The following is an 8756-nucleotide window of genomic DNA, read 5'->3' on the forward strand; positions in this document are numbered from 1 at the left end:
GCGTCGCGGCTGCGTTGCGCGCACGCGGGCGCGCAGGCGGCGCAGACGCAGGCGCGGTCGAAGTCGGCATCGAGCAGGCCGAGCGCGATCGCGGCGTCGAGATCGTCGCCGGCCAGCGCGTGCGCGATCGCATGCGCGCGCGCGCCGGACGGATCGGCGCAGGCGCACACGCAAGCGGTCGGCGCGCGGTCGCTCACAGCAAGGCTCAGCGGCCGGCGAACGCCGGCTTGCGCCGTTCCAGGAACGCGCCGGTGCCTTCGCGCATGTCGTCGGTGGAGAACATCAGGCCGAACTGCGCGGTCTCGTACTCCAGACCTTCTTCGATGCCGCATTCGCCGCCCACGGCGATGCAGTCGAGCACGCCGCGCAGCGCCAGCGGCGCCGACGCCGCCAGTTGCTCGGCGAGCTTGAAGGTTTCGGTTTCCAGGTCCGCCGCCGGCACCACCCGATTGACGATGCCCAACTGCTGCGCGCGCGCCGCGTCGATCGGCGCGCCGAGCAGGCACAGCTCCAGGGTCGCCGCGCGCCCGGCCAGGCGCAGCAGGCGCTGGGTGCCGCCGAAGCCCGGGATCAGGCCGAGATTGATCTCCGGCTGGCCGATCTTGGCGCTGTCGGCGGCGATGCGCAGGTGGCAGCCCATCGCCAGCTCCAGCCCGCCGCCGAGGGCGAAGCCGTTGACCATCGCGACCACCGGCTTGGGCATTTTCTCGATCCGGCGCATGAGCTTCTGCCCGCGCAGGGAGAAATCGCGGCCCTGGACCGGGGTCAGGCCGTTCATTTCGGCGATGTCGGCGCCGGCGACGAAGGCCTTGGGGCCGGCGCCGGTGAGGACCACGGCGCGTACCGCCGGGTCGGCCGCGGCGGCCTCGAAGGCGGCCAGCAGGGCGTCCAGGGTGGCTGCGTTGAGCGCATTCAGCTTGTCCGGACGGTTGACGGTGATCTGGCGCACGGCGCCGCGATCGGCGATCAGCAGGGGCGATTCGGTCATGTGATGGCCGTAGAATTCAAGGACTTGGGGGGATTGCGACCGCCGTTGAACTCCGCGCGTGCGGCGCGGTCGAAGCGGGCTGGCGTCAGTGGCGGTTAAGCGCTGCCGCCGGTATCCTAACCCGTCCTATCGGGGCCTTACGACCCGACAGACACAACATGCGGAGCATTGGAAGGTGCTCCAAGCTGATCGGGGCGGCGCAGGTCGCCCCGTGCCATTACCGGAGGTTTCACCGAATGAAGTTGCGTTTGATTGCTGCCGCCGTCGCGGCCCTGGCTCTGACCGCCGGCAACGCCGTCGCGCAGGACACTTCTTCCGAGAAGGGCAAGCTTAGCTATGCGCTCGGCTACGACCTCGGCCGCAACGCCACCGAGAGCGGCGAAGCGGTCGATGTGAACACCATCATCAAGGGCCTGCAGGACGGGTACGCCAAGAAGCAGCCCTCGGTCCCGGTCGACCAGCTGCGCACTGCGGTGCAGAACATGCAGAAGCGCCAGGCCGAGAAGGCCAAGGCCGAGTGGGACAAGGCCGCTTCCGAGAACAAGACCAAGAGCGACGCCTTCGTCAACGCCAACAAGGGCAAGGCCGGCGTGAAGGTGCTGCCGGGCGGCGCCCAGTACCGCGTGATCGAGAACGGCACCGGCGCCAAGCCGACCCAGGCCAGCACCGTGGCCCTGGAAGTGGCCGGTCCGTTCCCGTGGGGCGAGCGTCCGGCGCAGGCGCGCCCGGCCAACAACATCCCGTCGATCAAGGTCAGCGAGATCGAAATGGCGGCGATGCGCGACGTGTTGCTGCAGATGCCGGCCGGTTCGAAGTGGGAAGTGACCCTGCCGGCCGACAAGGCCTACGGCGCCGATCCGCGCACCCCGTTCCCGCCGAACGTGGCCGTGCAGTTCGAGATCAAGCTGGTCAGCGTCAAGTAATACCGGCCATCGCTGTTCTACGCTTCAACGCACTTGCGCCGGCCCGTCCGGCGCAAGTCGTTTGTGGGGCGGGCGCCGGCGCGATGCGCGGCCGCCCGCGGCTTTCCCCGCCGGCCGCGCCCGCCCGCGCGGCCCGGCTTTACCCGGCCGCGCCGCCAGGCACAATGGCGGCATGGCCCCGGTGGACGACATGACGACTTTCCGCGCAGTGCTGAGCCCGTGCATCGGCATCTGCCAACTCGACGACGACGGCCTGTGCCTGGGTTGCCACCGCACCGGCGCCGAGATCGCGCGCTGGTCGCAGATGAACGACGACGAGCGCCTGCGCCTGATGGAGCACGTGCTGCCGCAGCGCGAATCGGGCCGCGCATGAGCGACCCGGCGATCCTGGCGGCGGGCGACTTCGGCCCGGACTTCCTCGCCGGCGATTCGCGCGCGCGCACCCGCCTGCTGGCCGCGCTGCATCCGCTCGACGCCGCGCCCGAAGACGACGGCTGGAACCTCGACGACCTGCACGGCCTGCTGCCGGACAACGCGCTGCGCGCGCAGGCGGCGGTGCTGGTCGGCCTGGTGCCGCGCGCGCACGGCGTGCAGGTGCTGCTGACCCGGCGCACCGACGGCCTGCGCCAGCACGGCGGCCAGGTCAGCTTTCCCGGCGGGCGGATCGAACCCGACGACGAGGACGCGGTCGCTGCGGCGCTGCGCGAAACTTTCGAGGAGATCGGCGTGCCGGCCGCGCAGATCGCGCCGCTGGGCTTCCTCGATCCCTTGGTCACCATCACCGGCTTCCGCGTGCTGCCGCTGGTGGCCACGGTCGATCCGGCCTATGCGGCCGCGCCCGATCCGGCCGAAGTGGCCGAGGTGTTCGAGGTGCCGCTGGCGTTCCTGCTCGATCCGGACAACCTCACCACCCGTACCCTGGAATACAAGGGGCGCGCGCGCCACGTGCTGGAATACCGCTGGCCCGACCAGCGCATCTGGGGCGCGACCGCGTCGATGCTGCTCAACCTGCGACAACGCCTGGAGGCCGTGCGATGAGCGACTGGACCACCCTGGTTGCGGCCGAGGATCTGGCCGCCGCGCTGGGCCGCGACGATCTGATCGTGATCGACACGCGCACCTCGCTGAGCGATCGCGCCGCCAGCGAACAGGCCTATCGCGACGCGCACATTCCCGGCGCGCGCTACGCCGACCTGGATCGCGACCTGTCCGATCAGCGCAAGCCCGGCGGCGGCCGCCACCCGTGGCCGGACGCGGCCGACTTCGTCGCCACGCTCGGCCGCTGGGGCGTGACGCCGCAGCATCAGGTCGTGGTCTACGACGCCGCCGACGGCGCCCTGGCCGCCTCGCGCCTGTGGTTCCTGCTGCGCGTGCTCGGCCATCGCCGCGTCGCCGTGCTCGACGGCGGCTGGCAGCGCTGGACCGCGCTCGGCCTGCCGACCGACGCCGAGGTGCCGGCGCCGCAGGCGACGCGCTACGAAGCCGATTACGACGCGCGCCGCCTGCTCGACGCGCAACAGGTGCGGTCGCTGCTCGATTCCGGCGGCCTGCTGATCGACGCGCGCGCGGGCGAGCGTTTCCGCGGCGAAGTCGAACCGCTCGACAAGGTCGCCGGCCACGTGCCCGGCGCGCGCAACCGCGCGTTCGCGCTGAACCTGGAAGACGGCCGCTTCAAGTCGCCGCAGGCGCTGGCGCAGGAATTCGCGCCGCTGCTGCAGGGGCGCGCGCCGCAGCAGGTCGCGGCGATGTGCGGCTCCGGGGTCACCGCCTGCCATCACCTGCTGGCGCTGACGCACGCGGGCTTCGACGGCGCCGGCTTGTACACCGGTTCGTGGAGCGGCTGGATCGAAGACCCGCAGCGGCCGGTGGCGACCGGCGAGGCTTGAGCCGCGCGGTTCGTTTTTTGCCGTCTTTCCTGGGGCTTTTCCACGATAGATAGGTTTCGCGTCCCTCGGCTTCGCGACGCCTCTTCCAGGTCGTCATCCCCGCGAAGGCGGGGATCCAGAGACTTCAGAGTCATGTCGCGGCGATGCCCTGGGTGTTCGGCTTCGCCGAAGTAAGGCAGAGCCCGCCTTCGCGGGAATGACGACAGGTGGGTTTCGCGCCCTTCGGCTTCGCAGCGCCACTCCCAGCCCGTCATCCCCGCGAAGGCGGGGATCCAGAGACTTCAGAGCCATGCCGCGGTGACGCCCTGGATGTTCAGCTTCGCCGAAGTAAGGCAGAGCCCGCTTTCGCGGGAATGACGACAGGTAGGTTTCGCAACGTCTCTTGAACCGTCCCACGCACTCCTCGCATTCGCCTCGTCGCCATGAGAAAAACGCCACCCCGCCATGCGGAATCGGTGCATTGCATAACGTTATGACGGTGATGCCCATCGCGTAACCGCCGCGTCACATCCCGTTCCCATCCTTGCGCGCAATTCGCTCTTCAGGGGGAGCGCGCCATGTTGCGTGCCGCGGTGTCGTCGCTGTTGTTGTGCTGTTCGCTCGTCTTCGCCGCCGCGGCGCCGGCGCAGGAGGCCGAACGGGTCCGCATCGCCGGCTCCAACACGCTGGCGCAGGCGCTGGTGCCGACGGTGGCGCAGGCGTGGCTGCGCGATATCGGCTACGGCGATATCCAGGTGCGCACGCCGCGCCCGGCGCTGACCGAAATCCACGCCAGCCGCGACGGCCAGCCGCTGATCGTGGAGATCGCCGCCAGCGATTCGGCGCACGGGTTCGCCGATTTGGTCGAAGGCAACGCGCAGATCGCGATGATGTCGCGGCGGCCGAACGCGGCCGAGCTCGACGCCGGCTGGCAGCTCGGCGACCTGGCCTCGCAGGATCAGGAATTCGTGATCGCGCTCGACGGCGTGGCGGTAGTGGTCAACCGCGCCAATCCGATCGCGCGGCTGGACATGGAACAACTGCGCGCGCTGTTCTCCGGCCGCTCGCGCGAGTGGCGCGAACTCGGCGGCGGCGCCGGCGAGGTGCGCCTGCACCTGGACGCCGGCGCCGGCGCGGTGCGCGATCTGATGAACGACAAGGTCATGCGCGGCAGCGCGTTCGGCGAGGCGCAGATGCATCGCGACGCGCGCGCGCTGGTCGCCGCGGTCGCCGCCGATCCGTTCGGCGTCGGGCTGATCCCGATCGGCGAGAGCTACGGCGCCGGCACCCGCCCGGTGGCGGTGTCCGACGGCGGCCGCGCGGTCGCGCCGACCCGCACCGACGTGCTCAGCGAGGACTATCCGCTGAGCCGCCGCCTGTATCTCTACGGCGGCCAGATGATGGGCGCGTTGAGCCGCAGCTTCGCGCTGTACGCGATGGGCCGCGGCGGCCAGCGCGCGGTGGCGCGCGCCGGCCACGTCGCGGTGACCCTGGTCCCGGGCCGGGCCCGGCCGACCACGCTGGGGCCGCTGGAATACCGGCAGATGGTCGAGCACGCGGTGCGTTTGCCGCTGAGCCTGCGCTTCAACTTCGCCGGCTCCGGCGAGAGCGCGGTGGCGGCCAGCGTCTACGACAGCCGCGCGGTGCGCGACCTCGACCGCCTGCGCACCTTCATGCGCCTGCCGCCCAACCGCGGCCGCAGCGTGCTGGTGATCGGCTTCGCCGACGCCAGCGCCGGTTCGCCGATGGCCTCGATGATGATGAGCAACGACCGCGCCGATCTGGTCGCGCAGGAACTAGTCTCGCGCGGGATCAAGGTGCGGATGGCGCGCGGCATGGGCTCGGCGCTAGCGGTGGCGGGCCCGCGCGATCCGGCGGCGCGGTACCGCAACGAGCGGGTGGAGGTGTGGTTGCTTTGAGGCTGGGAGATAGCGAGCAGTAGATAGCGAGTAGGAGTTAGGAGATAGCGAAAAGCGCTGCCCTGTCTATCTCCTAACTCCTATCTCCTATCTCCTAACTTCTAACTCCTATCTCCTATCTCCCACTCGCCAATCTCCCGCGTCACTTGCCCAGCTTCGCCACCAACGCCTTCAACGCCGCCTGCGTATCCGCCGAATACCAGGAGTCGACGAAGCGATCCAGCTCGATGTGCTCCGGCCGCAGCGCTTCGATCAGGTCGGCGCGGGCCAGCGCGCGGGTCTGCAGCATCGCGCTGCGCGGCAGGCTCAGCAGTTGCTGCAGCCACTCGCGCGCGTGCGCGGCGACCTGCTCGATTTCGACCAGTTCGTCGACCAGCCCGATCCGCAGCGCGGTATCGGCGTCGACCATCGCCCCGGCCACCAGCAGGCGCTCGGCGCGGTAGGTGCCGACCACGCGCCGCATCAGCCGCTGGATGCCTTCCGGCGCGACCAGGCCGACCTGGGTTTCGTTGAGGCCGATGCGGAAATCGCCGGCGGCCATCACGCGGTAGTCGCAGCACAGCGTCAGCACGCAGCCGCCGGCCGGCGCGTGGCCGGCGATCGCCGCGACCACCGGCACCTGCGCCGAAGCCAGCGCGCGCGCCAGGCCGAAGAACGATTGCCAGGCCAGCAGCAGGTGATCGCGCTGATCGCCGAGCGAAAGCAGATAGGGCACGTCCAGGCCCGCCGAAAATACCTTCGGGCCGCCGCTGAGCACGATGCCCTGGGCGCCGTGGGCGATGGCGTGCTCGAGCGCCTCGCGCGCGGCGTTGCACAGCGCCGGGTTGAGCGCGTTGACCGGCGCACGCGCCAGCTTGATTTCGACGATGTCGCCGTGGGTCTGGGTTTCTACGCAATTCATGGTTTGACGTCCTGGGGCCAGCGGTAGCGCACGGTATAGGTCAGCCGGGTTTCGCCCGCGGCGGGCACCGGCACTTCGAACTGCGCGCTGTGCGCGTCTTTCTTGGCCGCCGGCAGGCTGGACGACACGATCTCCCAATCGCTCCAGCGCGGCAAGGGCTCGGTCACGCGGACCGTGGCCGGCGTCTTCTTCGCGTTCTTGATCGTGATGGCGAACGATTCGGTCATCGTGCGTCCGGTACGGTCGAGGCGGAAATCGGTGGCCTCGCGCCTGGCGCTCACGTCGAAGACCTTGCCGAGCTCGAGCTTGATCTCGGCGCCGGCCGGGGTGTGCTGCAGGCGCGCTTCGCCGAGGAAATCGCCGCCGTCGAACACGCGCACGCGGCCGGCCGGCAGCGGCAGGCCGAGGCCGGCGGCTTGGTCGTTGACGAATTCGACCTTGCTCAGCACCGGCAGGTCGCCGGTCTGGCCGTTCTGGCCGCGGTCGACCAGCGGCGTCGGCGGTTCCCAGCCGATGCCGCCGGAATCCAGCGCGTAGATGCGCTCGCACTTGACCGTGTCGTTGCGCGGAAACAGCGCGATGCGTTCGCTGCCGCCGTCGCGCAGGTTCACCGGTTGCGGCAGGTCGTAGGCGTGGTATTCGCCGGCGGCGCGCTCCACCGGCATCGGCGGCGCCGGCGCGGCGACCGCGCGCGCTTCGGCGAAGGCGTAGCTGCTGTCGACCTGTTGCATCTGCGCGTTCTGGCGATTGGGCTCGCCCGCGACCAGGCTCAGCTTGGCCGCGTTGAAGTCGCGGCCTGAGCGGTTGGCGACCAGGGCCGCGCCGTCGAGCGCGAGCGCGCAGCCCGCGCCCGGCGCCAGCGTGGCCTGGTATTCGGCGCGCCAGGCCAGCCCGCCCATCGGATAGTTCAGCACGAACTCGGCGTCGCCGGCCTGGGTCGCCTCGACCGTCCATTGCAGCGACGAGCGGCGCGGCAGCGCGCCTTCGCTGTCGACCAGGCTGAAGCTGTCGTAGTTGCGGATCACCTTGATCCGTCCATCGTCGAGGGCAAGGGTGAGGCCGTCGCCGGCGGCGAGCAGTATGCCGCTGTCGGTCTGCTTGGCGCCGCCGGCGGTGTGCTCGACCGCGACCTTGCGCCCGATCGCGCCGCTCATGATGCTCTGCGCGCCGGCGACCGCGGCGACGTAGCGTTGCGCGATCACGCCGACGCCGGGCGTGCGCGGGGTCAGGGTCGCGGCTTCGACGTCGATCGACGGCGGCAGCGGCGCTTCCTCCAGCGCGTTGGCGCCGCGCTTGAGCGATTCGCGCAGCGGCCGTTCGACCAGCGCGTAACCGGGCATGCCGGCGCTGGCGGCGCGGACGTTGGCCAGGGCTTCGTAGCCGCCGCTGTAGACGGTCAGGCGCAGCGCGCCGTCGTGCGCGGGACTGGGCTTGGAGGCTTTGGCGTCGCCGGCGTGCGGGCCGGACGCGGCGGCGGGACGGTCGCCGGACGGGGCGCCGCCGCACGCGGCCAACAGGCCCGCGGCGAGCGCCGGCGCAAGCAAACGCAACGGCTGGTTCATCCTCAATTCCCTGATGGCCTGGGGGTTATGATAGGCCGATGAACGTATCGAGCTTGCGAATGGGGTTGGCGCTGGCGGCGCTGTTGGCCGCGGCCTGGATGAATGGCGCCGCGGCGAAATCGCCGGCGCCGGCGAAGGCCTGCGCGGCGCAGGTGCGCGATGGCTGGGTGCGGCTGCCGCCGATGCAGATGCCGATGATGGCCGGCTTCGGCCGCATCGAGAATCGCTGCGCGACGCCCGCGGTCATCGTCGGCGTCAAGAGCGCGGCGTTCGCCGACGTGTCGCTGCACGAGACCCGCATCGTCGACGGCGTCAGCAAGATGCGCGCGCTGCCGGAGCTGCGCATCGCGCCCGACGGCGCGGCCGTGCTCAAGCCTGGCGGCATGCATCTGATGCTGATGCAGCCGCATGCGCCGCTCAAGGAAGGCAGCCGGGTGGCGATCGAGTTTGAATTGAAGGACGGCGGCTCGCTGCTCGGCGAGTTCGAGGTGCGCAAGGCCGCGCCGTAAACGTCGTTGCGATTCTCCCTGTAGGAGCGGCGCGAGCCGCGACCGCGACAACCCAACTACGTCGAAACCTTCATCGTAGTTGGGTTGTC

8 protein-coding genes and 1 pseudogene are annotated in these 8756 nt (G+C 70.6%); 5 read left to right on the forward strand and 4 right to left on the reverse strand.

Features of this window, described 5'->3' with window-relative positions; genetic code table 11:
• Together A7A76_RS23945 and A7A76_RS23950 are read right to left on the reverse strand one after the other, a co-directional pair.
• Window positions 1–197: hypothetical protein (locus A7A76_RS23945; protein ID WP_206413667.1), on the reverse strand; the 197-nt coding region annotated here is incomplete at its 3' end.
• 8 nt (window positions 198–205) lie between these two features.
• Window positions 206–988: an enoyl-CoA hydratase/isomerase family protein gene (locus A7A76_RS23950; RefSeq protein WP_206413668.1), complete on the reverse strand. Its 783-nt coding sequence runs from the start codon at window positions 986–988 to the stop codon at window positions 206–208.
• Between the two features lie 236 nt (window positions 989–1224).
• On the opposite strand from A7A76_RS23950, the gene A7A76_RS23955 reads away from it, so the two are divergent.
• The 4 genes and pseudogenes from A7A76_RS23955 to A7A76_RS23975 all read left to right on the forward strand — a co-directional run bounded on the left by A7A76_RS23955 (window position 1225) and on the right by A7A76_RS23975 (window position 5695).
• Entirely contained in the window at window positions 1225–1911 is a 687-nt protein-coding gene (locus A7A76_RS23955; RefSeq protein WP_206413669.1) for an FKBP-type peptidyl-prolyl cis-trans isomerase N-terminal domain-containing protein, read from the forward strand.
• Window positions 1912–2083: 172 nt separating this feature from the next.
• Window positions 2084–2949, forward strand: a pseudogene (locus tag A7A76_RS23965) (NUDIX hydrolase).
• Complete coding sequence (locus tag A7A76_RS23970) at window positions 2946–3797, forward strand: sulfurtransferase (RefSeq protein WP_206413672.1); 852 nt, start codon at window positions 2946–2948, stop codon at window positions 3795–3797. The pseudogene A7A76_RS23965 and the gene A7A76_RS23970 overlap by 4 nt, the downstream one beginning before the upstream one ends.
• Window positions 3798–4354: 557 nt before the next feature.
• On the forward strand, window positions 4355–5695 hold the full coding sequence (locus tag A7A76_RS23975) for a substrate-binding domain-containing protein (RefSeq protein WP_206413673.1): 1341 nt from the start codon (window positions 4355–4357) through the stop codon (window positions 5693–5695).
• A 142-nt stretch (window positions 5696–5837) separates the two neighbouring features.
• On the opposite strand, the gene A7A76_RS23980 is transcribed toward A7A76_RS23975, so the two are convergent.
• Both A7A76_RS23980 and A7A76_RS23985 read right to left on the reverse strand, forming a co-directional pair.
• Entirely contained in the window at window positions 5838–6596 is a 759-nt protein-coding gene (locus A7A76_RS23980; RefSeq protein ID WP_206413674.1) for an enoyl-CoA hydratase/isomerase family protein, read from the reverse strand.
• Window positions 6593–8158, reverse strand: coding sequence for a DUF4139 domain-containing protein (locus tag A7A76_RS23985; RefSeq protein WP_206413675.1), 1566 nt, complete (start codon window positions 8156–8158; stop codon window positions 6593–6595). Before A7A76_RS23985 ends, A7A76_RS23980 begins: the two co-directional genes overlap by 4 nt.
• Before the next feature lie 38 nt (window positions 8159–8196).
• Between A7A76_RS23985 and A7A76_RS23990 the strand changes: the two genes are divergently transcribed.
• Window positions 8197–8667, forward strand: a complete 471-nt coding sequence (locus A7A76_RS23990) for a copper chaperone PCu(A)C (protein WP_241201161.1) — start codon at window positions 8197–8199, stop codon at window positions 8665–8667.
• Window positions 8668–8756 lie beyond the last annotated feature (89 nt).

It is taken from the genome of Lysobacter enzymogenes (assembly GCF_017168095.1).
Taxonomy (GTDB): Bacteria; Pseudomonadota; Gammaproteobacteria; order Xanthomonadales; family Xanthomonadaceae; genus Lysobacter; species Lysobacter enzymogenes_D.

Coding starts and splice junctions, on each gene's coding strand:
- A7A76_RS23990 (WP_241201161.1), top strand. CDS start 8,197: ATGAACGTATCGAGCTTGCGAATGGGGTTGGCGCTGGCGGCGCTGTTG.
- A7A76_RS23955 (WP_206413669.1), top strand. CDS start 1,225: ATGAAGTTGCGTTTGATTGCTGCCGCCGTCGCGGCCCTGGCTCTGACC.
- A7A76_RS23980 (WP_206413674.1), bottom strand. CDS start 6,596: ATGAATTGCGTAGAAACCCAGACCCACGGCGACATCGTCGAAATCAAG.
- A7A76_RS23975 (WP_206413673.1), top strand. CDS start 4,355: ATGTTGCGTGCCGCGGTGTCGTCGCTGTTGTTGTGCTGTTCGCTCGTC.
- A7A76_RS23950 (WP_206413668.1), bottom strand. CDS start 988: ATGACCGAATCGCCCCTGCTGATCGCCGATCGCGGCGCCGTGCGCCAG.
- A7A76_RS23985 (WP_206413675.1), bottom strand. CDS start 8,158: ATGAACCAGCCGTTGCGTTTGCTTGCGCCGGCGCTCGCCGCGGGCCTG.
- A7A76_RS23970 (WP_206413672.1), top strand. CDS start 2,946: ATGAGCGACTGGACCACCCTGGTTGCGGCCGAGGATCTGGCCGCCGCG.